The 24,953-nt window shown below is 72.2% G+C and carries 21 protein-coding genes; 16 read left to right on the top strand and 5 right to left on the bottom strand.

Going from position 1 to position 24,953, the window contains the following annotated elements; all coding sequences use genetic code 11:
* Window positions 1-4 precede the first annotated feature (4 nt).
* From ACFV9W_RS10865 to ald, 3 genes are all read right to left on the bottom strand, one after another.
* Window positions 5-1,447 carry an amino acid permease gene (locus ACFV9W_RS10865; protein ID WP_385757875.1) on the bottom strand — a complete coding sequence of 481 codons (1,443 nt, stop codon included), beginning with the start codon at window positions 1,445-1,447 and terminating at the stop codon, window positions 5-7.
* 152 nt (window positions 1,448-1,599) lie between these two features.
* Window positions 1,600-3,012 (bottom strand): aspartate aminotransferase family protein, encoded by a 1,413-nt coding sequence (locus ACFV9W_RS10860; protein WP_385757872.1) that lies wholly within the window; start codon window positions 3,010-3,012, stop codon window positions 1,600-1,602.
* Window positions 3,009-4,124, bottom strand: coding sequence for an alanine dehydrogenase (gene ald / locus ACFV9W_RS10855; RefSeq protein ID WP_385757869.1), 1,116 nt, complete (start codon window positions 4,122-4,124; stop codon window positions 3,009-3,011). The genes ACFV9W_RS10860 and ald overlap by 4 nt, the downstream gene beginning before the upstream one ends.
* Window positions 4,125-4,377: 253 nt before the next feature.
* Here ald and ACFV9W_RS10850 point away from each other — a divergent pair, with 253 nt between their 5' ends.
* Window positions 4,378-5,850 (top strand): PLP-dependent aminotransferase family protein, encoded by a 1,473-nt coding sequence (locus ACFV9W_RS10850; RefSeq protein ID WP_385757866.1) that lies wholly within the window; start codon window positions 4,378-4,380, stop codon window positions 5,848-5,850.
* A gap of 17 nt (window positions 5,851-5,867) precedes the next feature.
* Here the strand turns inward: ACFV9W_RS10850 and ACFV9W_RS10845 are convergent, their stop codons facing one another.
* Window positions 5,868-6,638, bottom strand: a complete 771-nt coding sequence (locus ACFV9W_RS10845) for an IclR family transcriptional regulator (protein WP_385757863.1) — start codon at window positions 6,636-6,638, stop codon at window positions 5,868-5,870.
* 233 nt (window positions 6,639-6,871) lie between these two features.
* On the opposite strand from ACFV9W_RS10845, the gene xsc reads away from it, so the two are divergent.
* The 6 genes from xsc (at window position 6,872) to ACFV9W_RS10815 (ending at window position 13,089) form a co-directional block, all read left to right on the top strand.
* Complete coding sequence (gene xsc, locus ACFV9W_RS10840; protein ID WP_385757860.1) at window positions 6,872-8,698, top strand: sulfoacetaldehyde acetyltransferase; 1,827 nt, start codon at window positions 6,872-6,874, stop codon at window positions 8,696-8,698.
* Between the two features lie 87 nt (window positions 8,699-8,785).
* Window positions 8,786-10,465 (top strand): amidohydrolase, encoded by a 1,680-nt coding sequence (locus tag ACFV9W_RS10835; protein WP_385757857.1) that lies wholly within the window; start codon window positions 8,786-8,788, stop codon window positions 10,463-10,465.
* Window positions 10,462-10,722 (top strand): DUF3311 domain-containing protein, encoded by a 261-nt coding sequence (locus ACFV9W_RS10830; protein ID WP_385757854.1) that lies wholly within the window; start codon window positions 10,462-10,464, stop codon window positions 10,720-10,722. The genes ACFV9W_RS10835 and ACFV9W_RS10830 overlap by 4 nt, the downstream gene beginning before the upstream one ends.
* Window positions 10,719-12,188 (top strand): sodium:solute symporter, encoded by a 1,470-nt coding sequence (locus tag ACFV9W_RS10825; protein ID WP_385757851.1) that lies wholly within the window; start codon window positions 10,719-10,721, stop codon window positions 12,186-12,188. Before ACFV9W_RS10830 ends, ACFV9W_RS10825 begins: the two co-directional genes overlap by 4 nt.
* Window positions 12,189-12,304: 116 nt before the next feature.
* The gene (locus ACFV9W_RS10820; RefSeq protein WP_385757848.1) at window positions 12,305-12,733 is read left to right on the top strand and encodes a VOC family protein; all 429 of its coding nucleotides are present in this window, start codon (window positions 12,305-12,307) and stop codon (window positions 12,731-12,733) included.
* Window positions 12,734-12,804: 71 nt separating this feature from the next.
* Window positions 12,805-13,089, top strand: coding sequence for a cupin domain-containing protein (locus ACFV9W_RS10815; RefSeq protein ID WP_385757845.1), 285 nt, complete (start codon window positions 12,805-12,807; stop codon window positions 13,087-13,089).
* A gap of 27 nt (window positions 13,090-13,116) precedes the next feature.
* On the opposite strand, the gene ACFV9W_RS10810 is transcribed toward ACFV9W_RS10815, so the two are convergent.
* A complete protein-coding gene (locus ACFV9W_RS10810) occupies window positions 13,117-13,926 on the bottom strand; it encodes an SAM-dependent methyltransferase (protein ID WP_385757842.1) in 810 nt (269 codons plus the stop codon).
* Window positions 13,927-14,030: 104 nt separating this feature from the next.
* On the opposite strand from ACFV9W_RS10810, the gene ACFV9W_RS10805 reads away from it, so the two are divergent.
* The 9 genes from ACFV9W_RS10805 to ACFV9W_RS10765 all read left to right on the top strand — a co-directional run bounded on the left by ACFV9W_RS10805 (window position 14,031) and on the right by ACFV9W_RS10765 (window position 24,815).
* Window positions 14,031-14,561: a TIGR03086 family metal-binding protein gene (locus ACFV9W_RS10805; RefSeq protein ID WP_385757839.1), complete on the top strand. Its 531-nt coding sequence runs from the start codon at window positions 14,031-14,033 to the stop codon at window positions 14,559-14,561.
* A 182-nt stretch (window positions 14,562-14,743) separates the two neighbouring features.
* A complete protein-coding gene (locus ACFV9W_RS10800; protein ID WP_385757836.1) occupies window positions 14,744-16,156 on the top strand; it encodes a purine-cytosine permease family protein in 1,413 nt (470 codons plus the stop codon).
* 12 nt (window positions 16,157-16,168) lie between these two features.
* On the top strand, window positions 16,169-17,722 hold the full coding sequence (locus tag ACFV9W_RS10795) for a hydantoinase/oxoprolinase N-terminal domain-containing protein (protein WP_385757833.1): 1,554 nt from the start codon (window positions 16,169-16,171) through the stop codon (window positions 17,720-17,722).
* Between the two features lie 35 nt (window positions 17,723-17,757).
* Complete coding sequence (locus ACFV9W_RS10790) at window positions 17,758-18,858, top strand: DUF917 domain-containing protein (RefSeq protein ID WP_385757830.1); 1,101 nt, start codon at window positions 17,758-17,760, stop codon at window positions 18,856-18,858.
* A gap of 138 nt (window positions 18,859-18,996) precedes the next feature.
* Window positions 18,997-20,064, top strand: a complete 1,068-nt coding sequence (locus ACFV9W_RS10785) for a DUF917 domain-containing protein (RefSeq protein ID WP_385757827.1) — start codon at window positions 18,997-18,999, stop codon at window positions 20,062-20,064.
* The gene (locus tag ACFV9W_RS10780; protein ID WP_385757824.1) at window positions 20,061-21,623 is read left to right on the top strand and encodes a PucR family transcriptional regulator; all 1,563 of its coding nucleotides are present in this window, start codon (window positions 20,061-20,063) and stop codon (window positions 21,621-21,623) included. Before ACFV9W_RS10785 ends, ACFV9W_RS10780 begins: the two co-directional genes overlap by 4 nt.
* Before the next feature lie 103 nt (window positions 21,624-21,726).
* Complete coding sequence (locus ACFV9W_RS10775) at window positions 21,727-22,272, top strand: DinB family protein (RefSeq protein ID WP_385757822.1); 546 nt, start codon at window positions 21,727-21,729, stop codon at window positions 22,270-22,272.
* An 84-nt stretch (window positions 22,273-22,356) separates the two neighbouring features.
* Window positions 22,357-23,160: a cyclase family protein gene (locus tag ACFV9W_RS10770; RefSeq protein WP_385757820.1), complete on the top strand. Its 804-nt coding sequence runs from the start codon at window positions 22,357-22,359 to the stop codon at window positions 23,158-23,160.
* A gap of 2 nt (window positions 23,161-23,162) precedes the next feature.
* Window positions 23,163-24,815, top strand: coding sequence for a thiamine pyrophosphate-binding protein (locus ACFV9W_RS10765; protein ID WP_385757817.1), 1,653 nt, complete (start codon window positions 23,163-23,165; stop codon window positions 24,813-24,815).
* The last annotated feature ends 138 nt before the right edge of the window (window positions 24,816-24,953 follow it).

Genomic DNA, 24,953 nt, shown 5'->3' with positions numbered 1-24,953 from the left:
AAGCTCAATCGGACTTGAGGTCAAGCCCCGCTTTCGCCTGTGCGCGGCGGTGTCTGCGCAGGAGGGCGTAGGAGGCCAGGACGACCACGACCGTGAGCAGGCTGGCGGCGAAGTCCGCGCGGGTGGCCGGGAGGATCGCCATCGCGGCGATGACGGCGACCATCGCGCCGATCGTGAACCAGCTCAGGTACGGGTAGCCCCACATCTTGAGGGTGAGGGAGTCGGGGTCCTCGCGTTCCAGGCGCTTGCGGAGGCGGAGTTGAGACAGGGCCACCAGGAGGTAGACGAAGAGAGCCACCGCCCCGTACGAGTGCACGATGAAGGAGAAGACCGTGTCCGGGGAGACGTAGGCGAAGACCACGGCCACGTAGCCGAGGACCGTGGCCAGGAGGATGGCTCGGCGTGGGACTCCGCTGCGGCTGAGTTTCGTGAGGCCGCGGGGCGCCTCGCCCTCGCGGGTGAGGGCGAAGACGATGCGGGACGCCGAGTACAGGCCCGCGTTGAGCGAGGAGAGGACCGCGATCAGGATCAGGATGCGCATCATGGTGTCCGCGCCGGGGATGCCGATCTCCTGGAGGGCGGCGATGTACGGGCCGCCGTTCAGCTTGTCCGAGCTCCACGGGACGATCGCGACGACCAGGAAGATCGATCCGACGTAGAAGAGCAGGACGCGCAGGACGACGGAGCGGGTGGCCCGTGCGACGTTGCGGCCGGGCTCGGCGGATTCGGCCGCGGCGAGCGCGGCGATCTCGGCGCCGGTGAAGAAGCCGACCGCCGGGATGATGGACGTGAGGACCGGTCCCACGCCCATCGGCAGGAAGCCGCCGTGCGCGGTCAGGTTGTCGACGCCGCCCGCGTCGTGCGCGCCGGGCCACAGGCCGACGACGAAGACGAGGCCCACGACCAGGAACACCGTGATCGCGGCCACCTTGATCGACGAGAACCAGTACTCGAACTCGCCGAAGGTCTTCACCGACAGCATGTTGACCGCCGTCAGGATCAGCATCAGGGCGAGGCTGATCGTCCAGAGCGGGAGGCCGGGGAGCCAGGCGCGGACGAGTTCGGCGCCCGCGACCGCTTCGAGGGCCACGACGTTGACCCAGAAGTACCAGTACAGCCAGCCGATGGTGAAGCTGCCCATCGGGCCGAGGGCCAGCCGTGCGTAGGCGTGGAAGGAGCCGACGGCGGGGCGGGCCACCGCCATCTCGCCGAGCATCCGCATCACGAGGATGACCAGGCCGCCGGCGAGCGCGAAGGAGATCACGGCGGCGGGTCCGGTGTCCTGGATGACGACACGGCTGCCGACGAAGAGTCCGGCGCCGATGACACCGCCGATCGCGATCAGTGTCATGTGGCGCTGTTTGAGGGCGCTGCGCAGGCCGGGGCCGCCGGAGGGCTCGGTCGTGCCGTCGTCGCCCCGCAGGGTTCTGTCGCTGGTGTCCGTCACGTCCGCCTCTTTCCTCCGTACGTCTGGCGTGGGCCCGCCCGGCGGCGCCGCTACGTGGTGATCATGCGGCGCCGACGGACAGTCTTGGCACACCCGAAGGCCCGGCCGAGTGTGTTCAACGAACCGTTCACACGGTCGAAACGAGCGGCGTGTCAGGCCACGGCGCGGGCGACCGAAGCCACCATCTCGTCGACCCCTTCGAGGAGTTCGCCGAGCACGGTCCGGTCCGCGACCAGCGGCGGAGCGACCATCAGCATCGTGGCGCCGCGGTCGTCAGGCCGCAGGATGACCCCGGTGCGGCGCATCGCGTCCGGCAGAACCTCGCGCAGGATGCGCGTCGACTGTTCCTCGGTGAGTTCCCGGCCGCTGTCGCGGTCGGCGGTGAACTCGACCGCGTAGAAGAAGCCGGTGCCGCGGACGTCGGCGACGACCGGGTGGCGTGCCGCGATCTCGTCGAGCCCGGAGCGGAGGGTGGGGCCGAGGTCCCGTACGTTGCCGGGGATGTTCTCGGCGCGCATGGCGCCGATGTTGGCGACGGCGACGGCCGTGGACACCGGGTGTCCGCCCCACGTCGCGCCGTGCGTGAACGTGCCGCCGAGCGGCGAGTCGTACAGGCCCCGGACCAGGGGTTCGCGGACGATGGCGCCGCCGAGCGGGGCGTAGCCCGAGGTGGCTCCCTTGGCGAAGGTGATCAGGTCGGGGACGACGCCCTCGGCGGCGCTGCCGAACCAGTGGCCGAGGCGGCCGAAGGAGCAGATGACCTCGTCGGCGACGAGCAGGATGCCGTGCTCGTCGCAGATGCGGCGCAGTTCGCGCCAGTAGCCCTCGGGCGGGACGAGGGCGCCGCGTCCGTTCTGCACGGGTTCCGCGAAGACGGCGGCGATCGTCTCCGGGCCCTCCTCGGCGATGGCCTGCTCGATCGCGCGGACGCAGTCGAGTTCCGCCGCCGGGCCGCAATCCCCCGTGAACCCAAGGGTGTTGGGGACGTGCCGGATCCCCGGGAGGAGGGGGCCGAAGGGGTCGCGGATCTTCGGGAGGCCGGTCACGGACAGGGCGCCGAGGGTGACACCGTGGTACGCCATCGAACGGCTGATGATCTTCGTGCGTTGCGGCTGTCCCTGCGAACGGTGGTACTGGCGGGCGAACTTGATCGCCGTCTCGACCGCCTCAGAACCGGAGTTGACGAAGTACGTCACGTCCAGGTCGCCGGGAGCGAGTTCGGCGATGAGGCTCGCCGCCTCGATGGCGGGCGGGTGGGCCGCGCCCCAGTTGGTGGAGTACGCGAGGGTCTCCATCTGCTTGGCACCTGCGGCGACCACGTCGCCGCGGCCGTGGCCGATGTTCACGCAGAACAGCCCGGAGAGGCCGTCGAGGTGGCGCCTGCCCTCGTCGTCGTAGAGGTGGCAGCCCTCGCCTCGGACGTAGACCGGCGGCGGGGTGTCGTACCAGCTGTCCTTGCGGGTGAAGTGCGGGCCGAGGTGACGCTGGGCCTTGGCACGCAGGGTGGGGTCCTGGGGCACGGTGCGCTCCTTCGCGGTCACGTTCGTGTACGCCTTGGTGTTCACAGCAGGGCTTGGTCGACGTCGACGTGCTTCATGTCGTGGGCCTCGGCGACCGGGCGGTAGGTGAGCCGCCCGCCGAGCGTGTTGATGCCCCGCTTCAGTGCGGGGTCGGCCGCCGCGGCGGCGCGCAGGCCGTGGTCGGCGACGGCCTGGACGTACGGCAGCGTCGCGTTGGTGAGGGCGTGGGTCGAGGTGTGCGGGACGGCGCCGGGCATGTTGGCGACGCAGTAGAAGAGGGTGTCGTGGACCCGGTACACGGGGTCGGCGTGGGTGGTGGGCCGGGTGTCCTCGAAGCAGCCGCCCTGGTCGACGGAGATGTCGACGAGGACGGCGCCGGGCTTCATGCGGGCGACGAGGTCGTTGCTCACGAGGCGGGGCGCCTTGGCGCCGGGGACCAGGACCGCGCCGATCACCAGGTCGGCTGCGAGCACGGCCTGTTCGAGGGCCAGCCGATTCGAGGCGAGCGTCGTGATGCGGCCCTGGTACATCCGGTCGGCGGCGCGCAGCTTGTTCAGGTCGGTGTCGAGCAGCACGACGTCCGCCCACATCCCGGTGGCGACGGCGACCGCGTTCATGCCCGCGACCCCGGCGCCGATGACGACGACGCGGGCCGGTCGGGTGCCGGAGACACCGCCGGTCAGGACGCCGCGCCCGCCGCCGCCCCGCATCAGGTGGTACGACCCGACCTGCGGCGCGAGCCGGCCCGCGACCTCGGACATCGGGAACAGCAGCGGCAGCGAGCCGTCCGCCGCCTGCACGGTCTCGTAGGCGACGCCCGTGGTGCCCGCGTCGAGCAGTGCCTGGGTGCAGGCGCGGGACGCGGCGAGGTGGAGGTAGGTGAAGAGGACCTGGTCCCGGCGGAGCCGGTGGTACTCCTCGGCCACCGGCTCCTTGACCTTGAGGACCAGGTCGGCGCCTGCCCACACGTCGTCGGCGCGCGGCAGGACCCGGGCGCCGGCCTCGGCGTAGTCGGCGTCGGGCAGCGCGGAACCGGCCCCCGCGTCCGCCTCGACGGTGACGGTGTGGCCGTGTGCGGTCAGTTCGTGGACCCCTGCGGGGGTCAGGGCGACGCGGAACTCGTTGTTCTTGACTTCCCGCGGAATACCGATCCTCACGGTTCGACTCCCCTCTGGTCCGGCGCCGACGGCGGCACGGACGCGGTGCGACAGGCGTGGACTTGCGCGCTCGACACGAGTTGGGGTGGAGGCTGCGACATCTGGGCAGAGCCTGCTGAGTGGGTGGCGCCGGACGGGCACTCTCGTGCGCCGGGGCCACCACGGCTACCGTGCCGAACGAGGCGGCGACCGCAACAGGTCCAGTTGTGTGCACGCTGAGGGTGCCAGGCCGACGGCGAGACGGAGGCGGTACATGCCACGTACGTTGATCGAGATCGAGCGGGGCCGCGGGGAGCCGCTGTACCGGCAGGTGCGGCAGGCCATCGAGCACGGCATCGCGTCGGGGCGCCTGGACGCGGGCGGCCGGCTGCCGTCCTCGCGGCTGCTCGCCCAGGAGCTGGGGGTGTCCCGGAACACCGTCACCGCCGCGTACGAGGAGCTGGTGGCCGAGGGGTTCGTGGAGAGCCGGGCCCGGTCGGGCCTTTTCGTCAATCCGCGGATGCCGCTGCGCGCCGAGTTGGATCCCGAACCGCCGCAGGAGGGTGCCTTCGACTGGTCGGGGCGGTTGCGCGGGCGTGAGGGGGACCGGCTTCCGCACATCGAGAAGCATCACGACTGGGCTCGCTACCCGTTTCCGTTTCCCGCGGGTCAGGTCGACACGCGGGCCTTCCCGGCGCGGGCCTGGGTGCGGGCACTGAACCGGGCGCTGGACCGGCCGCACGCCGCCTGGTCGTTGCAGGACTGTGTGGCGGACGACGATCCGTTGCTGGTGGAGATGGTCCGTTCGCATCTGCTGCCCGCGCGCGGTGTGGCGGCGGAGGCGGACGAGGTGCTGATCACCATCGGCTCGCAGCAGGGGCTCGATCTGCTGGGGCGGGCGCTCCTCGGGTCCGGTTCGGTGGCCGCCGTGGAGGACCCGGGGTATCTGGACGCGCGGCACATCTTCCTGCGGGCCGGGGCGCGCCTTCACCCACTTCCGGTGGACGCGGACGGTCTGCGTCCACCGGACACCCTGCGCGGGGTCGACCTGCTGCATGTGACGCCCAGTCACCATCACCCGACGAATGTGACGTTGGGTCCAGCGCGACGGCGTGCGCTGCTCGCGGCGGCAAGGGAGGCGGGCACGGTCGTCGTGGAGGACGACTACGACAGCGAGTTCCGCTACGCGGGCAGTCCGACGCCCGCGCTCAAGTCGCAGGACACCACGGGGCAGGTGGTGTACCTGGGCACGTTCTCCAAGTTCCTCGCGCCGGGCCTCAGGCTGGGCTATCTCGTCGGCTCCGCCGAACTCGTCGCGCATCTGCGGGAGTTGCGCCGCTACTCGGTGCGCCATCCTTCCGGGCATCTCCAGCGGGCGCTCGGTCTGCTGATCGAGTCGGGTGACTACCAGTGGGCGGTGCGGCGCAGCCGGGCGCGCCTCGGGAGGAAGTGGCGGCTCATGCGGGACGCGGTGAACGCCTCGCTGCCGTGGCCGAGTTCACCGGCGCCGGGCGGGGTGAGCCTGTGGATGTCGGGGCCGCGGGGGCTCGACTGCCGGGAGCTGGTGGGGCGTGCGCGCGAGCGGGGTGTGCTGATCGAGCGCGGTGACATCTTCTTCCTTCAGGGCCCGGACGGCGATGCGCTGCGGCACTTCCGGGTCGGTTTCGCGGCGCCGCGGGCCGATGTCATCGAGCCGGGGATCGCGATCCTGGGCGATGTGGTCCGGGAGTTGCTGCCACCCGAGTAGGGCCCGGCCCGCCCGTCTCATTCCGCCTCGATGCGCGCGATCCGCTCGGCCGCCCGCCGCAGCACCGGCACCAGCTTCACGGCCCGCTCCACGTCGACCCGTACCGCGGGCGCCTGAAGTGCCACGCACTGGCGGACCCGTGACGCGGACGGGTCGTCGCCCGGGCGACGGGGCACGGGCACGGCGGCGCACACCAGGCCGGGCAGGAACTCCTCGTCGTCCAGGGCGAATCCGTCCCTGCGCACCTGCTCCAGCTCGGCCTCCAGGGCGTCGGGGTCGGTGCGGGTGCGCGCGGTGAACGCCTTCAGCGGCGCCGCGGTGAGGATCTTGCGGCGCTGGGCGGCGGGCAGAAACGCCAGGATCAGCTTTCCGCTGGCGCTGCAGTGCACGGGGACCCGGGAGCCGGGCCGCAGGGCGAACCGCAGCGGTTCCGGGGTCTCGACGCGGTCGAGATAGACGACCTCAGGGCCGGCAGGCGCGGTCAGATTGCAGGTCTCGCCGATCTCGTCGACGAGATGGCGCAGCACCGCGTGCCGCGCCGCGTGGTGGGTGCCGTGGCTGAGCAGGTCCTCGGCGAACGCGCGCAGCCGGCCGCCCGCGCCGTAGCGGCGGCCGTCGCCCTGCCGGTCGAGCAGGCCCGCGCCCTCCAGCTGTTGCAGCATCCGGTGCACGGTCGGCTTCGGCAGGCCGGTCTCGGCGACCAGCTCGGTCAGGGTGACCAGCCGATCGGTGCGGGCGATGTGTTCCAGCAGGGCGAACAGGCGCAGGGCCGGGGTTCCGTCCTCCATGTGCACCATCCTCAACTCTCCGGCGGCGGCTGCCAGTTGCTGAGCCCCTGAACGTAGCAGCACGTCCCGGATTTCGGTACGCACGGTTGACGCTGCCGAGACGCCCGCTCTACGGTCCTCGACGTGTCCCGCTTTCGGGAACACCGCGTACCGGATCCCGGAACCCGCTCTCCCCCAGCGAACATGCGCCACCCCGCACAGGCACCGACAGCACGTCGAAGGGTGGAAACTCCATGACCAGCAGTGCGCCCCAACCGCAGTTCACGACCGAGGACGGCCGTCAGGTGGCCGCCGGTGTGCAGCGGATGACCCCTTCCGAGTCCTTCGTGGAGACCCTCGTCTCGCACGGCGTCAAGGACATCTTCGGCATCATGGGCTCGGCCTTCATGGACGCGATGGACATCTTCGCGCCGGCCGGCATCCAGCTGATCCCGGTCGTGCACGAACAGGGCGCCGGCCACATGGCGGACGGCTACGCACGGGCCAGCGGCCGGCACGGCGTCGTGATCGGCCAGAACGGGCCCGGGATCTCGAACTGCGTCACGGCCGTCGCGGCGGCCTACTGGGCGCACTCCCCCGTCGTCATCGTCACGCCCGAGGCGGGCACGATGGGCATGGGCCTCGGCGGCTTCCAGGAGACGAACCAGCTCCCGATGTTCGAGGAGTTCACCAAGTACCAGGCGCACGTGAACAATCCGCGCCGGATGGCCGAGCTGACGGGCCGCGCCTTCGACCGCGCGATGAGCGAAATGGGCCCGACGCAGCTCAACATCCCGCGCGACCACTTCTACGGGGACATCGAGGCCGAGATCCCGCGCCCGTCCCGCCTCGACCGCGGGCCGGGCGGTGAGCGCAGCCTGGAGGAGGCGGCGCGACTGCTGGCCGAGGCCGAGTTCCCGGTCATCATCTCCGGTGGCGGCGTGGTCATGGGCGACGCGGTCGAGCAGGCGAAGGCGCTGGCCGAACGCCTCGGCGCGCCGGTCGTCAACTCGTACCAGCACAACGACTCGTTCCCCGCGAGCCACCCGCTGTGGTGCGGGCCGCTCGGCTACCAAGGGTCCAAGGCGGGCATGAAGCTGCTCGCGCAGGCCGATGTGGTGGTCGCGCTCGGGACCCGGCTCGGCCCGTTCGGCACGCTGCCGCAGTACGGGATGGAGTACTGGCCGAAGAACGCAAAGATCATCCAGATCGACGCGGACCACCGCATGCTGGGCCTCGTCAAGAAGATCGAGGTCGGGATCTGCGGGGACGCGGGCGCCGCCGCGCAGTCGCTCGTGCGGCGGCTCGAAGGGCGTGAGCTCGTCTGCGAGCAGACCCGCGCCCGGCGTTCGGCGACCATCCGGGCGGAGAAGGATGCCTGGGAGAAGGAGCTGGACGGCTGGATCCACGAGACGGACCCGTACAGCCTCGACATGATCGCCGAGCAGGACGGCGAGGACGGCGACTGGCTGCACCCGCGCCAGGTGCTGCGCGAGCTGGAGAAGGCGCTGCCCGAGCGGGTGATGGTGTCGACCGACATCGGGAACATCAACTCGATCGCCCACAGCTACCTCCGCTTCGAGGAGCCGCGCTCGTTCTTCGCCCCGATGTCCTTCGGCAACTGCGGTTACGCGCTGCCGACGATCATCGGCGCCAAGCTGGCCGCGCCCGAGCGTCCTGCGGTCGCCTACGCGGGCGACGGCGCGTGGGGCATGAGCATGGGCGAGATCATGACGGCGGTGCGGCACGACATCCCGGTCACCGCCGTCGTCTTCCACAACCGGCAGTGGGGCGCCGAGAAGAAGAACCAGGTCGACTTCTACGACCGCCGGTTCGTCGCGGGCGAGCTGGAGAGCGAGTCCTTCGCCGGGATCGCCCGGGCCATGGGCGCGGACGGCGTGATCGTCGACCGCCTCGAGGACGTCGGCCCCGCGCTGAGCAAGGCGGTCGCGGCGCAGATGGACGAGGGACGCACCACCGTCATCGAGGTCATGACCACCCGTGAGCTGGGCGACCCGTTCCGCCGTGACGCCCTGTCGAAGCCGGTCCGGCACCTGGACAAATACCAGGACTACGTCTGACCCGTGTCGTTGTACGAGCACGTCCGGGGCGCCCGCGGTCGGTGCGGGCGCCCCGTCCCCCGTCCCTCTCCCCTGGTGGTGATCCCCGTGCCGAGCCCGTTCCCCCGCCCCGCCGATCCCCTGCACGCCGCCGACACGATCCTGTACGGCGGCACCGTGCGCACCCTGGACCGCGCCGGGCACGCCGGCACGGCCCTCGCCGCCCGCGACGGCAAGGTGCTCGCCGTCGGATCGGACGCCGACATCCTGACCCTCGCGGGGCCCGCCACCACGCTGCGGGATCTGCGCGGCCGGTGCGCGGTGCCGGGGTTCATCGAGACCCACAACCACCCCACGTTCTTCGGCCTGACCCTCGCCGCCGAGGTCGACGCGGGCAGTCCGCCGAACGACCGGATCGCCGACATCGTGGCCCGCGTCGAGCAGGCCGCCGGGCACACCGAGCGGGGCGAGTGGATCCGCGGCTACCGCTACGACGACACACTCCTCGCCGACGACCGGCATCCCACCCGCACCGACCTGGACCCGGTGTCGCCGGACCACCCGGTGTGTCTGCAGCACATCTCGGGGCACTTCTGCGTGCTCAACTCGGCGGCCCTCGGGCGCCTGGGCATCGACCGGGACACCCCCGACCCGGTCGGCGGCGCCATCGTGCGCGACGCGAAGGGCGAGCCGACCGGTGTCCTCGCGGAGACCGCCGCGTTCGCCGCGTACGCGGGGATGCCGCACCCGGGCGTCGACGACCTCGCCGAAGCTCTCGGCCGGGCCGGAGACGCGTACCTGGAGGCCGGTGTCACCACCGTGCACGACACCGGGCTCGGCCTGATGGGCGGCCCCGGTGAACTGGATGCCTACCGCAGGGCCCGGCTCACCGGCCGGTTCCGCAACCGCGTTCAGGCGTATCTCGTGCAGGACCTGTTCCCGGAGCTGGCGGAGGGCCGCCTCAGCCCGGTGGAGTCGGCTGTCGCGGGGCTCGGGGACGACCAGTTCCGGGTGGCCGGCGTCAAGATGTGGGCGGACGGCTCGATCCAGGGCCTGACGGGGTGTGTCTCGGACGGCTACGCGTGCGCCCCCGACAAGCACGGGCTGCTGATCTTCCCGCCGGACGACCTGTCCCGGCGGATTGCGACACTGCACGAGGCGGGCTGGCAGGTCGCCGTGCACGGCAACGGCGACGGCGCGATCCAGGCCATCCTCGACGCGTACCAGAAGCTCGGGCTCGACCCGGAGGCCGCGGACCGGCGCCACCGCATCGAGCACTGCCAGATGGCGGGCGAGCGGCAGTTGGCGGACATGGCGCGGGCAGGTGTGCACGCCTCGTTCTTCGTGAAGCACGTCCACTACTGGGGCGACCGGCACCGCGACCGCTTCCTCGGCCCCGAACGGGCGGCCCGCATCGACCCGTTGGCCTCGGCCCGCCGCCACGGTGTCACCTTCGGCCTGCACTCGGACACGCCCGTGGTGCCGGTGCCGCCGCTGGAGGGCATGTGGTGTGCGGTCGACCGCATCACACGCGACGGCCACCAGCTCGGCCCCGAGCAGCGGGTCGACGCGGAGACCGCGCTGCGCGCCTACACCAGCGAGGCCGCGAAGCTGGCCTTCGAGGAGGACCGCAAGGGCACCCTGGAGCCGGGCAAGCTGGCCGATGTCACGGTCCTGTCGGAGGATCCGACGGCGGGTGGCGAGCGCAGCCTGCGCGATCTGACGGTCGAGGCGACGGTCATCGGCGGCGACGTCGTCTGGGAGCGAACTCCCGGAGGCACACGATGAGTTCACCACCGGCCTCACCCACCCGCCGCCTCCCCCGCAGCCTGTGGCTGGGCCTCGGCGTCCCCTCGTTCGCCCTCCTCGTCGTCATGCCGCTGCTCGCGAACACCGACGTGTACGTGGCGGGCATCCCGCTGCTGTTCCTGTGGGTGTTCGCCTGCTTCCCGCTGACCACCGTGTGCCTGCATCTGGCGTGGCGGATGGACCGGAAGCACTACCCCGAGGACACACCGAACGCCTCGGAAGAGGGGTCCCGATGATCGCCACCATCTTCTTCGTCATCATGGTGCTGTCGGTCCTCGTGGCGTTCAGCGCCCGGCGCGGCATTCGCAAGGTGTCCATCAGCGAGTACCTGGTCGGCGGCCGTTCGTTCCCGCCGTGGCTGCTGTACTTCCTCGCGGTCGGCGAGGTCTACAGCATCGGCACGATGATCGGCTTCCCGGCCGGTATCTACGCCAAGGGCGCGAGCTACGGTGTCTGGTTCCTCGGCTACATCCTGCTGGCCTATCCGCTCGGCTACTACGTGGCGCCGCTGATCTGGCGGGCCGGTGTCCGCTACGACGCGATGACCATCCCCGACGTCTTCGGCCGGCACTTCCGCAGCCGCGGCCTCGAACTCATCACGGCGTTCGCCCTGTTGGTGGCGCTCGTGCCGTGGGGCCAGTACCAGTTCATCGGCATGCAGGTGGTGCTCACGGCGCTCGGGCTGCCGATCACACCGGTGCAGGCGGTGATCCTCGCGGGCGTGATGGCGTTCCTGTACGTCGCCGTGTCCGGGGTGCGGTCCCCGGCGTTCGTGTCCATCCTCAAGGACGTGCTCATGGTGCTCGGCGTCGTGGCGGCGGGTGTCGCCGCGCTCGTCGCGGGCGGTGGCATCGAGGCGGTCACCGACCCGGCGGCGGTGCCGCGCGCGCAGGTCACCATGGCGGGCAGCCCGATGGTGTTCGCGCTGACCACCATCGTCTTCCAGGCGGTCACCTTCTATCTGGGCTTCTCCGCCGGGTACATCTTCACCGCGCGCTCCGAGCGGGCCATCAAGTCGTCGACGGTGTGGATGCCGTCGTACATGCTGATGTACCCGTTCCTGGTCGCCACGGCCTACTTCGCGTACACGGCCGGCAAGCACGTCGCCGACCCCAACACGGTGTTCATGGACGTCGTCCGTGACGTGCTGCCCGACTGGCTTGTGGGTGTGGTCGCGGGTGGCGCGGGCCTGTCGGGTGTGCTGGTGCTCGCGGTGACGGCCCTGTCGATCGGCGGCATCGTCTCCCGCAACCTCGCGCCGAACCTGCGCCCGGAGGCCCAGCGCCGCTGGACGACCCTGGCCGTCGCGGTGTTCCTGGTGGCGGCCGCCGTGCTCACACTGACCGCGTCGTCGCTGATGCTGACCGTGCTCAACCTGACGTACTACCTGCTGGGCCAGCTGATCCCCGGCTGGTTCGCCCTGCTGTTCTTCCGCCGGGTGCGGGCGTGGGCGGTGGCGACCGGCATGATCGCGGGTGTCGCCGCGTCCCTGGTGCTGTACGTGGTGGAGCCCGGCCTCGGCGGGGTCAACGCGGGCCTGCTCACCGTGGTGTTGAACGCGGCGCTCGCCTTCGGTCTCAGCGCCCTGGCCCGGTCCCGCCCGTGCGCGACGGAGCCGCCACTGGTGTCACCTCCCGCGCCCCGGCCGAGCACTCCGGACTCCCCGGACACCCCGGACGAGGAGACCGCGGCCCTGCGCTGACAGCTGCGGACCACCCGGTGCGGCGCCCGCCGCCCTCGCCGCGCGATGCATACCGGCGCGCCCACCGGGACAGGGATTCCTCGGCCTCGGCCCACCGACCGCACAAGGAGTTCCCGATGTCACTGGCCCCCTTCCATCTCGCCATCCCGGTCGACGATCTCGCGGCCGCCCGCGACTTCTACGGCAAGGTGCTCGGCTTCGCCGAGGGCCGCTCGGACACCCGGTGGATCGACTGGAACTTCGGGGGTCACCAGGTGGTCACCCATCAGGTCGGTGACGGGACACCGCGCGAACGGCGGGCGGGCACCAACCCGGTCGACGGGCACGAGGTACCGGTGCCGCACTTCGGTCTGGTGCTGCCGGTGCCGGAGTTCCAGCGGCTCGCGGAGCGGCTGACCGCCGCCGGTACGGACTTCGTGATCGAGCCCTATGTGCGGTTCCAGGGCGAACCGGGCGAGCAGTGGACGATGTTCTTCCTCGACCCGGCGGGCAACGCCCTGGAGTTCAAGGCCTTCGCGGACCTGGAGCAGCTCTTCGCGGTCTGAGGCGGTTAGCCTGCCACCTGCGGCGACGATCCCCGTCGCCGCCGTTCCGCCCGACGAAAGAGCCGTGAGACATGACCACCACCGCCCGCGCCACCGTGCAGCACGAGGACGAGCGCACGCGGGTCACCCGCTGGGACTTCGAGCCGGGGCAGAGCACCGGCCGCCACGTGCACGAGTATGACTACGTCGTGGTCCCGGTGACGGACGGCGAGACCGATGTCATCACCCCGGACGGCACGGTCACGCGCAACGAGCTGGTCTCGGGCCGCTCCTACGCGCGGTCGGCGGGCAGCGAGCACGAGGTCGTCAACGCGGGGCAGGCCCCGCTGGCCTTCGTGGAGGTGGAGCGCAAGTAGTAGCCGCGCCCCACCTCTGGGGCGCTCTCACGCCTTGCGCCCCACCCCGCACATCGCCGCCTCGACCGCGGATGCCTCGGGCCGCGGGGCGTCCGGGTCCGGGCGCCAGGCCGATGTGTGCACGACTCCCGGCTCCACGAGGTCGAGGCCCTCGAAGAACGCGGCGATCCGCTCCGGTGACCGCAGGTGATAAGTGTGCACCGACTGCTCGTTGTAGCCGGCGACGGCGCTGTTCAGCGCGTCGTTGGTGTCCGTGCCGTCGGTCAGCGCGACGTAGCTGCCGGACGGGAGCGCGTCGAGCAGCGCGGACACCACAGCTTCGGGGCGGTCCTCGTCGGACAGCTGCCCCATGATGCTGAGCAGGGTCAGCCCGATCGGCCGGTCGAAGTCCAGGGTCTCGCGCGCCTGGACCAGGATCCGCTCCGGGTCCCGCACATCGGCGTCCAGATACGCGCAGGCCCCCTCGGGCGTGCTGGTGAGCAGGGCCCGCGCGTGCGTCAGCACCAGCGGGTCGTTGTCGACGTACACGATCCGGCTGTCCGGGGCGATGCGCTGGGCGACCTCGTGCGTGTTGTCGGCGGTGGGCAGGCCCGTGCCGATGTCGAGGAACTGCCGGATGCCCGCCTCGCCCGCCAGGTACCGCACGGCGCGCACGAGGAACTGCCGCTGCAGCCGGGCGACGGTGGCGAACTCGGGGAACGTGGCGAGGATGGCCTCGCCGACCTCGCTGTCCACCGGGTAGTTGTCCTTGCCGCCCAGCAGGTAGTTCCACACCCGGGCGGAGTGCGGGCGGTCGGTCTGCAGCCTGTCGCGGAGTTCGCCGTGTGTGTCGTCCATGACCACAGCCTCACACACAACAGTCCGGGTGCGCCGATGAGTTCGGGCCCTGGATCCGGTCTGCACCGGTATCACCACCGTGTGCCGTCCGAGGAGGAATTCCCGTGATCGACCTGAAGCCGGCCTGCGGCCGGATGACCGAGGTACTGACCGCCGTGACCGACGAAGATCTGTCAGCGCCCACCCCCTGCTCCGAGTACTCCGTGCGCGAGCTCATCGCCCATGTCGACGACGCGGCGCGGGCCTTCACCGGCTTCGCCCGCAAGGAAGCGCCCCTGCCCGCCGAGCCCGGCGACCGGCGGGAGAGCACGGTGAAGAGCGTGCGGGCGCTCGGCGACGCGTGGGACGACCCGGAGGCCTGGCAGGGCGAGTCGGACGGGCCGGGGTTCACACTGCCGAACGACACATGGGGAAAGATCGCGCTCACCGAGATGGTGGTGCACGGCTGGGACCTCGCCCGGGCCACCGGCCTGCCCTTCGACCTGCCCGAGGAGACGCTGCGCGCCTGCCACGACCATGTCTCCAGCTTCCTGACGGCGGCACCCCTCCCGGAGCTGTGGGGGCCACCGGTCGAGACACCTGACGACGCGCCGCTGATGGACCGCATCGTGGGCTGCACGGGACGCCGCCCCTGAACCCCCACACGAGCCACCACCCTGAGACGCCGGCCTGAACCACGAGGCATGCGCCCCTGGCACACCCCGAATCCTCACCGTGCACTCTGCACAGCCACCTTCGCCCCACCGGGCACTGCGCCCACCCCGCCCCTCCGGCGACCGCCGTAGCGTGCGGGCAACCGCAGTCGCTTGGAGGTTCGATGGCCGCCGCACGCGCCGTCGGGGTGGACGATCACGCCCTGACCAGAGTGCCCACCACCGCCCGTTACAGCTGGTGGTCCGTAGCCCTGCAGCGTTTCGGGCAGATCTCCGGGCTCAGCCAGTTCGTGCTCGGGGCGACGCTGGGCTTCGGGATGGACTTCTGGACGGCGTTCTGGGCACTCACCCTCGGCTCCGTGATCGTCGAGGTGCTGTCGATCTTCGTGGGGATCATCGGCGTACGCGAGGGGCTTCCGACGTCCGTGCTCGCACGCTGGACCGGGTTCGGGCGCGTCGGGTCCTCGCTGATCGGGCTCGCCATCGCGCTCAGCCTCATCGGCTGGTTCGGCATCCAGTCGGCGATCTCGGCCGACGCGCTGGCCGGGCTCGTCGGGGTGTTCCCCGCGCCGGTGTGGTCGGTCCTGTTCGGGCTCGGTGTGACGGCCGTCGTGCTGTGGGGCTTCGGCTCCATGAACTGGGCGGCGTACGTCACCGTGCCCGCGTTCCTGCTGCTCGTCGGCTGGTCCACGGTGCACGAGCTGGCGCGCTACGACATCGGGCACCTGGTCGCCTCCGCACCGCCGGGACCGAGCCTGTCCCTGGTGCAGGGCACGACGCTGGTGGCCGGCGGCGCCATCGCGGGCGCCATCATCACGCCCGACATGACCCGCTTCAACCGCACCACCGCCGACGTCGTCAAGCAGACCGTGGTGGGCATCTCGCTCGGTGAGTACGTGGTCGGGCTCGCCGGTGTGCTCCTCGCGCACGCCACCCGCTCCGCCGACGTGACCGCCATCGCCGTGTCCTCGGTGGGCTGGGTCGGCACGCTCGTCGTGATCATGGGCGCGCTGAAGATCAACGACTGGAACCTGTACAGCTCGGGTCTCGGCGTCGTGAACTTCATCGAGTCGGTCTTCGGCCGCAAGGTGAACCGCGCCACCGTCACCGTCCTGCTCGGTGTCGTCGGCAGCCTGCTCGCGGCCGCCGGCATCCTCGACCGGTTCGCCGACTTCCTGACGCTGCTCGGCGTCGCCTTCCCGCCCATCGCCGGCGTGATGATCGCCGAGTACTTCGTGGTCAAGCGGTGGCGCGGCGACCTGGAGGCCTCGCGGGCCGCGGGCACGCTGCCCGCGACCGCGCCGACCTGGGTCCCGGCGACGATCGTGGTGTGGGTGCTCGCCTTCTGCGTCGGCGAGTTCGTCGACTGGGGCCTGCCCAGTATCAACTCGGTCGTCTTCGCGTTCGTCGCCTACGTCGTACTCGGCCGGCTCGGCCTGGTCCGCGGCGTCGGTGTGTCCCGCGACATGGGAGCCGGTGCGCCGGTGTCCGATGGGGACCGGGGCGCAGCCACCGAGGACTCCCCCGCCTCCCAGACCCCTCACGTCTCCGCCGCCTCCAGCGGCGCCTCCCGCTAAGGAGCCAGTTCCGTGCGTATCGGAATCGATGTCGGCGGCACCAACACCGACGCCGTCCTGCTCGAAGGACCGCTGGTGCTCGCCACCACCAAGTCCGCGACCAGCCAGGACGTCACGTCGGGCATCGTGGCCGCGCTCAAGGCGCTGCACGCGCAGCACGCCTTCGACCCGGCGGCGGTCGGCGCCGTGATGATCGGCACCACCCACTTCCTCAACGCGCTCGTCGAGGCGCGGGGACTCGCCCCGACGGCGGCGCTCCGCCTCGGCCTGCCCGCGACGTCCGCGCTGCCCCCGTTCGTGGACTGGCCGGAGCGGCTGACGCGGGCGGTGGCCGGACGCCCTTACCTGGCGCACGGCGGGCACGAGTTCGACGGGCGGAAGATCGCCGACCTGGACGAGGACGAGCTGCGCCGGCACGCCGCCGACATGGCCGCGCACGGCGTCAGGTCGGTGGCGATCTCCTCGGTGTTCTCGCCGGTCAGCGACGAGTTCGAGGTGCGCGCGGCGGAGATCCTGAGCGCCGAGCTGGGCCCGTCTGTGGCACTGTCGCTGTCCCACGAGATCGGCCGCATCGGCCTCCTGGAGCGGGAGAACGCGACGGCCGTGAACGCGGCGCTGCGCGAGCTGGCCGCCGGGATCGTCGACGGCCTCGCCGGGGCGGTCGCCGGATTCGGCATCACCGCGCCGCTGTATCTCAGCCAGAACGACGGCACGCTGATGGACCTGGAGTACGCGCGCCGCTACCCGGTCGCCACGTTCGCCTCCGGCCCGACGAACTCGATGCGCGGCGCCGCGGTGCTGTCCGGCCTCGACACCTGCGCGGTCGTCGACGTCGGCGGCACGACGAGCGATGTCGGCGTGCTCACGCAGGGCTTCCCGCGCGAGGCGGGGACGGCCGTGGACGTGGCGGGGGTGCGCACCAACTTCCGCATGCCGGACGTGCACAGCATCGGCATCGGCGGCGGCTCGCTGGTCGTCACGGACGGCGGCCGGGTCACGGTCGGCCCGCGCTCGGTCGGCTACCGGCTCACGGACGAGGCCCTGGTGTTCGGCGGCTCCACGCTGACCGCCACCGATGTCGCGGTCGCGGCGGGGCTCACCGACATCGGCGACCGCTCGGCCGTCGCCCACCTGGACGCGCGCGTGGTCAAGGAGGCGCTCGACACCATCGCCGCCGACGTGGCGCGCGCGGTCGAGTCGATGCGGACGTCGCCCGAGCCGCTGCCGGTGGTCGCGGTGGGCGGCGGTTCCGTCCTGCTCCCCGACACCCTCCCGGGCTCCGGGGCGGTGCACCGCCCCGACCACTTCGCGGTCGCGAACGCGATTGGCGCGGCCATCGCGCAGGTCGGCGGCGAGGTCGACCGGGTCTACGCGATCGATGCGGGGCGCCGCGAGGCCGTGCTCGACGAGGCGCGGCAGGAGGCGGTCGACCGGGCCGTCGCGGCCGGCGCCAACCCCTCCGGGGTGCGGATCGTCGAGTTCGACGAGGTCCCCGTCCCCTATCTGCCCGGCAACGCCACCCGCATCCGCTGCAAGGCCGTGGGCGACCTGCAACAGGTCGGCTGAGCCCCGCCCCACCCACGTAAGGAGAGCACGAGCACATGAGCTGGACCCTGGGCCCCGAGCAGCTGGACGACCTGGCGCGCGGCGCCGCGATCCTCGGCACCGGAGGCGGCGGCGATCCGACCATCGGCCGCCTGCTGGTGCGCGAGGCGATGCGCGAGCACGGTCCCGTGACCGTCCTCGACCCGGACGAGGTGGCCGACGACGCGTTCGTCGTCCCGGTCGCGAACATGGGCGCGCCGACCGTGATGGTCGAGAAGCTGCCGGGCGCCGACGAACCGGTGGCCGCGCTGCGCGCCCTGGAGGCGTTCACCGGACGGACGGCGGACGCGACGATGCCCATCGAGTGCGGTGGCAGCAACTCGCTGATCCCGCTGATCGTCGCGGCCCGCACGGGACTGCCGGTCGTCGACGCGGACGGCATGGGGCGCGCCTTCCCCGAACTCCAGATGGAGACCTTCCACGTGTACGGGATCCCGGCCTCGCCGCTCGCGATGGCCGGCGAGCACGGCGAGACCTGCGTGTTCGACACCGGCAAGGACACCAAGCGCCTGGAGGACCTGGCGCGCCGGATCACGGTCGGGCTCGGCGGCGGCGCCGCGATCGCCGAGTACTCCATGACCGGGGAACAGCTCAAGCGCACGGCGGTGCCCCGCACCCTGACCCTGGCCCTGTCGCTCGGCCGGGCGGTCCGTGAGGCACGCGAGGCGCACCGCGACCCGGTGGAGGCGCTCGGCGAGGCGGTGGAGGGCACGATCTACGGTCACCTGCGGGTGCTGTTCCGCGGCAAGGTGACCGATGTGGAGCGGCGCACGGAGGGTGGTTTCGCGCGGGGCCGCGCCACGTTCGCGGCGTTCGAGGGCGCATCGGGGCTCGAACTCCGTTTCCAGAACGAGCACTTGGCGGCGCTGCGCGACGGCGAGCCGATCTGTGTGGTCCCGGACCTGGTGTGCGTCCTGGAGGCGGACACGGGCGAACCCATCACCACGGAGGCGCTTCGCTACGGCCAGCGGGTGACGGTGATCGGCATCGCGGCGCCGGAGATCATGCGGACGCCGGAGGCACTGGAGGTCTTCGGGCCCTCCTGCTTCGGCCTCCCGTTCGCCTTTCAGCCGGTGGAGGAGAAGCTGCCCGTCTAGAGCCCCTGCGCCGATTGAGCAGACCTACGGCCTCGGGGCAGGGTCACCATATGGAGACCCGCCTCGGGACCAGAGCCAGCGGGGTCCGGGGCGGAGCCCCGAGGCGCAGGACCGGGCACCCGCTGAGACAATCACCGCGTGCCACAAACGATCACCTCCGCCGACGTCGACCCCCTGGTAACGGGCGTGAACGTCCTCGGCTGCGGCGGAGGCGGCGACGCCGCGGCATTCGCGTCGATGCTGCGGCGCGCCCTGGGCGGCACCGGCACGGTGACCTGGCACGAACCCGGCCCCCACGACCCCGTGACCGTCCCGGTCGGTGTCGTGGGCGCGGTGAACGTACTGAGCGAGAAGCTGCCGAACGGCCAGGAGTTCCGCGAGGCGATCACCGCGGTCACCCGCTGGACCGGCAGCCCCGCCCCGGACGCCCTGATGGCCGTGGAGGCCGGCGGCCCCAACGCCCTCACGGTGCTCCTGGCGGCCCTCGACCTCGGCCTCCCCGTGGTCGACGTCGACCTGATGGGCCGCGCGCTGCCCCGGCTGGACCAGCTGAGCTGGGCGGTGCGCGGCCTCCCGGTCACCCCGTGCGCGCTGGCCGAACCGGGCGGTCAGATCCTGGTGGTGGACCGTACGGACGCCCGCGGCCTGGAACGCACGGTCCGCGGCTTCCTCGCGGCGGCGGGCGGCTGGGCCGCGCTCGCGCTCGCCCCGGTGCGGCTGGGCGAGGTGCGCGACGCCTGCGTGGACGGCTCCCTCACCCGCGCCCTTGCTCTGGGCCGCGCGCACGCGGCGCTCCCGCACCGCCCGGACCGGGGCGCCGTGGAGGCCGCGCTCGGCTGCAAGGTGCTCGCGGCGGGCCGGATCCGGGAGGTCGCGCGCAGCGAGGGGCCCGGCTTCGGCCGCGGCAGTGTCACGGTCACCGACGCCACGTCCGGCACGGTCGTCCGCCTGGAGACCGAGAACGAGATCCTGCTGGCCCTGCGCGACGGCGAGGTCGCGGCGACCGTCCCCGACGTGATCTGCCTCCTGGACCGGCGCACGGCGCTGCCCCTCGCCATCGACCGGGTCCGTCCCGGGCAGGAGGTCGTCGCGGCGACGCTGCCGGGCCCGGCGTTCTGGCGGCGGCCCGACACGGAACCGTATGTGTCGCCCCGCGCGTTCGGCCTGGACTCGGGGGTCGTCGGATTCGAGGCGGCGACGACATGACCGGTCCCACGCGAAGTGGCTCCTCCGCCGGTGTCCCCCTCTCCGCGATGCTCGCTCACCCCACATGGCGCGACGTCGTCCTCCTCGCGGGCCCCGAGGACACCCGTATCGTCCAACACCCCGTAGTGGCACAGGACTTGGCGCATCCGCTGCCCGAGGAGACCGTCGACGGGCTTCTCGTGCTCCTGTCCGGTGCGGACCGGGGTGACTGGCGGCTGGACGCGCTGCTGCGCCGTGCGCACGGCGCGGGTGTCGCGGCGCTGCTCGTGCCGGGGGTGGCAGCGCCGCGCATGTCGTCGGCGCTGCTCGCCGAGCGGCTGCGGCTGCCCGTCCTCGGCTCCCCCGACCCGCTCGCCGCGTACCTCGCGCTGGAGCGGATGACCGCCGAACCGGGGCTGCTGCGCGCCGAGTCGGCGCTGCGCACCGCGCAGGTGTGCGCCAGGGCGGACGAGTCCGTGGACGCGCTGCTCACCGACCTGGGCACGCTGCTGCACCGCCCGGTCGCCCTGCTCACCGCGGACGCCCGCCACCTTGCGGGCGCCCCGGTCACCGTGGAGACCGCCGAACAGGACACCGTGGCACGGCAGTTGACCGGTCCGCCGCTCCCCCGCCCGATCGACCTCCCCGGCGGCGCCCGACTCCTGACCCATCCCGTCGACACGGAACGCGCCGGTCCCCGCCTCGCCGTGCGCCTGCCCGCCCGGCTGGCCCCCGAGGCCGACGCGGTGGCGGCAGCCCTGGAGGTGGCGTCCGGCGCCGTACGGGAACGTCTCGCGCTGCGCCGTCTCGATCTGGAGCGCAGCGCCCGTCACCGCACCTCTCTGCTGGGCGAGTTGCTGCGCCCGGCGGGCGGTGAGATCCCGGACGCGGTGCGCCGGCATGCGGTCGAGTTCGGCTGGCGGCTCGACGGCTGGCACACCGGCATCCGCATCGGGACGGGGCCCGACGTGGACGTGGCGGGTCTGCGCGCCGAGGTCACCGACGCGTTCGCGGCGGAGCGGCTCGGCGCGCAGGTCGTCGAGCAGGGCGACGGCTGGTCCGCCTGGACCAGCGCCGACCAGGAGCCGTCGACCAGCGACATCGAGCGGCACGCCGCCGCGGTGCGCCGCGTGCAGCGCCGCCTGCCGGAGGTGGTGCACGCGTACGTGGGGGTGGGGCGCGCCCATCCGGGCCCGGCCGGCATCGCCCGCAGCCTGGGCGAGGCGGCCGACGCGGCGCGCCTGGCGCAGGGCCGGGAGACCAGCGGACGCTTCTTCCACGTCGACCGCCTCGGCCTCGCCCAGCTGCTCCTCGCCTGGACCCGCACGGACACCTTCCAGCCCGCTGCCCGCTCCCTGCTCGAACCGCTGTCCGGCGAGCCCGGCGACCTGGTGCGCACCCTCACGGCGTATCTCGACGCGGAGTCCTCCACGGCCGAGACCGCCGCGGTGCTCGGTGTGCACCGCAACACGGTCGCGGCGCGCATCGCCCGCGTACAGCAGCTCCTGAGCGTGGATCTCGCGGACCCGGACGAGCGTCTGGCGCTGCATCTGGCGTGCAGGACGGCCGTCGACGGATGAGGTGAGCCATGCGGGACGAAGTAGGACGTGACCTGACCTACTTGGTGATTACTGTGACGGCACCGAACAGCGAGCGGGCATTCCCGCGGGAGAGGCGGACACCATGACCAGCAACGAGTCGACCAGCAGCGCCCCCACCGGCACCGGCGAGCGCGCCGACCTTCTGGAGGCGCTGGCCAAGCAGCGGCACTTCCTGACCTTCACCACGCGGGACCTGACGGACGACCAGGCCCGGCAGCGGACGACGGCGAGCGAGCTGTGTCTGGGCGGTCTGATCAAGCACGTCACCGAGGTCGAGCAGGGCTGGGTGGGCTTCATGCTCGAAGGCCCCTCCGCCATGCCGGACTTCACGGCGATGACCGAGGCGGACTTCGCCGCCCGTGCGGACACCTTCCGGTTGCTGCCCGACGAGACGCTGGCCGGTGTGCTGGCCGCGTACGAGAAGGCCGCCGCCAGGACCGACGAGCTGGTGACGACCCTGCCCGATCTGGACCGCAGGTGGCCGCTGCCCAAGGCTCCCTGGAACGAGCCGGGCGCGCAGTGGTCCGTGCGTCGCGTACTGATGCACATCGTCGCGGAGACCGCGCAGCACGCGGGCCACGCCGACATCATCCGAGAGTCCCTCGACGGCTCGAAGAGCATGGGCTGAGCCCCCGGGTTCAGGTTCAGCCGAGCTTCCGTGTGTGGGGGGGGAGGTATCGCTCCGGCACCCGGAGGATTGATGATGTCCGCCATGACATCACGTCCGCACACCTCCGCCGCCACCGACCTGATCACCTCGCTCGCCGACGGTTCGCTCCGCGTCGTCGATCTCACCGCCCCGCTGTCGTCCGGGACGCCGATCCTTCCGCTGCCCGAGCCGATGCACCCGATACCCCGCTTCGAGCTGGAGAAGCTCAACGACTGGGACGACCCGGGCGAGATCTCCTTCCAGAACCACATCCACACCGGCGAGCACGTGGGCACCCACTTCGACGCGCCGGTGCACTGGTCGTCCGGCCGTGACCTGGAGGACGTGGGCAGTGTGCCGGCGGCGCGGCTCGTGGGGCCCGCCGCGGTGGTGGACAGGTCGGCCGAGTGTGCCAAGGACCCCGACTACCTGCTGGGCCTGGACGAGCTCAAGGCGTGGGAGCGGGAGCACGGCGCGCTGCCCGAGGGCGGCTGGCTGGTGTTCCGGACCGGCTGGGACACCCGCTCCGACGACCAGTCGGCCTTTCTCAACGCCGACGACAACGGCCCGCACACGCCCGGTCTCACCGCGGAGTGCGCCCGCTACCTGGCCGAGGAGGCCGGCATCGTGGGGATCGGCGTGGAGACCGTCGGCACGGACGCGGGGCAGGCGTTCCGCTTCGAACCGCCTTTCCCCGTACACCACTTCATGCTCGGCAACGGTAAGTACGGCGTGACGCAGCTCCGCAACGTCGGGGAACTCCCGCCGGTCGGCGCGGTGCTCGTGGTCGCTCCGCTGCGCATCGTCGGCGGCTCCGGCAGCCCTTCGCGCGTCCTGGCGCTCGTGCCCGCGTCGGAAGGCAAGTGAGCATGCTCGTACGGGAAGCCATCGGCCGCGAGCTCCACCGGCTCGGTGTGCGCACCGCGTTCGGCGTGGTGGGCAGCGGCAATTTTCATGTCACGGGCGCCCTGGTGGCCGCGGGCGCGCGTTTCGTCGCCGCGCGGCACGAGGGCGGCGCCGCGGTCATGGCGGACGCCCATGCCCGCACCAGCGGCGAGGTCACCGTCCTCACCGTGCATCAGGGCTGCGGCTACACCAACTCGCTGACCGGTGTCGCCGAGGCCGCGAAGAGCCGCACTCCGCTGCTGGTCGTGACGGCGGAGGCGACGGAGCGGACCTCGAACTTCCACGTCGATCAGCCGGCCGTCGCGGAGGGCATCGGGGCGGTGTCGGCACGGGTCCGCTCCGCGCGCACGGCCCTCGACGACGTCACCCGCGCGTTCCGGCTGTGCGCCGAGGAGCGCCGCACGGTGGTCCTCAACGTCCCCATCGACGTACAGGACGAGGCGCTGCCCGAGGACGCGGTGGCGCCCCGGCGCCGCCCGGCGCCCGGTCTGCCGCGCCCGGCCGCCGCCGACGCGGAGGACTTCGCCGAGCTGCTGCGCCGCGCCGAACGCCCGGTGTTCGTGGCCGGTCGCGGTGCCCGTTCCGGCGAGGCCGGTGAGGCGCTCGCGGCGCTCGCCTCGCGGTCGGGCGCGCTGCTCGCGACGTCGGCGGTGGCACGCGGGCTGTTCAACGGGCGGCCGGGCGAGGAGTGGTGCCTGGACGTGGCGGGCGGTTTCTCCACGCCGCTGGCCGCCGAACTCATCTCGGGCGCCGATCTGATCGTGGGCTGGGGCTGCGCCCTGAACATGTGGACCATGCGGCACGGGCGCCTCATCTCTGACACCGCCAAGGTGGTCCAGGTGGACGTCGACCGCGACGCTCTCGGCCGCACCCGCGACATCGACCTGGGCCTGTGGGCGGGTGTCACGGAGGCCGCGACCGAGGTCGCCGTGCTCCTGGCGGACGAACCGGCGGCAACCGGCTACCGCACGCCGGACGTCGCCAAGCGCCTCGCCGTGGAGGGGAGTTGGTCGCAGGTCCCGTTCGAGGACGGCACGGGTGACGGCCGCATCGATCCCCGTACGCTCACGCTCGCACTCAACGGCATGCTCCCGGCCGAGCGCACGGTCGCCGTCGACTCGGGCAATTTCATGGGCTACCCGAGCATGTACCTCGACGTGCCCGACCAGTACGGGCTGTGCTTCACGCAGGCGTTCCAGTCGATCGGCCTCGGCCTGTCCACGGCGATCGGGGCGGCGCTCGCCCGGCCCGGCCGGCTCCCGGTGGCGGCCTGCGGCGACGGCGGATTCCTCATGGGCGTCTCGGAGTTGGAGACGGCCGTGCGCCTCGGCCTGCCGCTCCTCGTGGTGGTCTACAACGACGCCATGTACGGGGCGGAGGTCCACCACTTCGGCCACCCCGGAGAGGCGGCGGACCTGTCCACGGTCACGTTCCCCGACACGGACATCGCGGCGCTCGCCCGCGGCTACGGCTGCGCGGCCCTGACGGTGACCGGGCCGGACGATCTGACCCCGCTCGCCGCGTGGCTCGCCGCCCCGGACCGGCCGCTGGTGATCGACGCCAAGACGACGCGCGACGAGGGCGCTTGGTGGCTGCAGGAGGCTTTCGGCCACTGACGCTCCCGGCCGCTCCGGAAGGACAGCGGTGACCCCCGCCGGGAATCGCGTGCGAACATCGGCGGGGGTCACCCACGAGAAAGCACGGCTCCCCTTCGCGCACTTCCTCGCCCGTTCCGTCCGACGACGCCGTGGGAC

The organism is Streptomyces sp. NPDC059897 (genome assembly GCF_042730865.1).
Lineage (GTDB): Bacteria > Actinomycetota > Actinomycetes > Streptomycetales > Streptomycetaceae > Streptomyces.
This window is presented reverse-complemented; position numbering and strand designations above follow the sequence as displayed.

Coding starts and splice junctions, on each gene's coding strand:
- ACFV9W_RS10775 (WP_385757822.1), top strand. CDS start 21,727: ATGACCAGCAACGAGTCGACCAGCAGCGCCCCCACCGGCACCGGCGAG.
- ACFV9W_RS10765 (WP_385757817.1), top strand. CDS start 23,163: ATGCTCGTACGGGAAGCCATCGGCCGCGAGCTCCACCGGCTCGGTGTG.
- ACFV9W_RS10845 (WP_385757863.1), bottom strand. CDS start 6,638: ATGGAGGACGGAACCCCGGCCCTGCGCCTGTTCGCCCTGCTGGAACAC.
- ACFV9W_RS10850 (WP_385757866.1), top strand. CDS start 4,378: ATGCCACGTACGTTGATCGAGATCGAGCGGGGCCGCGGGGAGCCGCTG.
- ACFV9W_RS10815 (WP_385757845.1), top strand. CDS start 12,805: ATGACCACCACCGCCCGCGCCACCGTGCAGCACGAGGACGAGCGCACG.
- ACFV9W_RS10825 (WP_385757851.1), top strand. CDS start 10,719: ATGATCGCCACCATCTTCTTCGTCATCATGGTGCTGTCGGTCCTCGTG.
- ACFV9W_RS10810 (WP_385757842.1), bottom strand. CDS start 13,926: ATGGACGACACACACGGCGAACTCCGCGACAGGCTGCAGACCGACCGC.
- ACFV9W_RS10800 (WP_385757836.1), top strand. CDS start 14,744: ATGGCCGCCGCACGCGCCGTCGGGGTGGACGATCACGCCCTGACCAGA.
- ACFV9W_RS10790 (WP_385757830.1), top strand. CDS start 17,758: ATGAGCTGGACCCTGGGCCCCGAGCAGCTGGACGACCTGGCGCGCGGC.
- ACFV9W_RS10830 (WP_385757854.1), top strand. CDS start 10,462: ATGAGTTCACCACCGGCCTCACCCACCCGCCGCCTCCCCCGCAGCCTG.
- xsc (WP_385757860.1), top strand. CDS start 6,872: ATGACCAGCAGTGCGCCCCAACCGCAGTTCACGACCGAGGACGGCCGT.
- ACFV9W_RS10780 (WP_385757824.1), top strand. CDS start 20,061: ATGACCGGTCCCACGCGAAGTGGCTCCTCCGCCGGTGTCCCCCTCTCC.
- ACFV9W_RS10820 (WP_385757848.1), top strand. CDS start 12,305: ATGTCACTGGCCCCCTTCCATCTCGCCATCCCGGTCGACGATCTCGCG.
- ACFV9W_RS10770 (WP_385757820.1), top strand. CDS start 22,357: ATGACATCACGTCCGCACACCTCCGCCGCCACCGACCTGATCACCTCG.